1 protein-coding gene is annotated in these 503 nt (G+C 43.3%); it reads right to left on the bottom strand.

Annotated features, from left to right (window positions below; translation table 11 throughout):
- Positions 1-35: 35 nt before the first annotated feature.
- Positions 36-503: SphA family protein (locus AC1DRJ_RS32275; protein ID WP_477805651.1), on the bottom strand; the 468-nt coding region annotated here is incomplete at its 5' end.

Here is a 503-nt window from a genome sequence, read left to right as displayed (position 1 = left end):
CATTAAAAGCCAAGCGTGAAAATTGCAGCACCTAATTAAAACTTAAACATTCCGTTGAGCATCACTGCGTCGCCTTCCGAGGTATTTCGAGCAAAAACATCCTTCTGATAGCTGAGTATTATTCCAAAGTCCCGACTTGCGTAGCCCACTTGTGGTCCGACTTTTATTGACTTGGTTCTATTACCTACATCATCCCCGTGGGACTGGTCATCATTCAACTGCGTCGATAAATATCCACCAATACCCGCCAACCAATTCTGGGTCAGCCGATAATTAAATCCATAGTCAACAACAACCTGCACACCAGACTTATAATCAGTCTTAGGATTTTCGTAACTGTAGTTAACACTGATCTTCGAGCTGACCTCAACTTGCGGCATTGGAAACCAGGTAAAAGCGTAAGCAGCATAGATTGCTTTGCTATTGTTTCCTGGATTAACCAATGCGCGCTCATCATATTTGCCCCAAGGCGCTACAAAATCCAACTCCAGGTTATCTAGATA

This window comes from Pseudomonas sp. P5_B2 (genome assembly GCF_056400445.1).
Note: the sequence above shows the minus strand (reverse complement) of the source record. Positions and strands in the feature narration are given on the sequence as shown.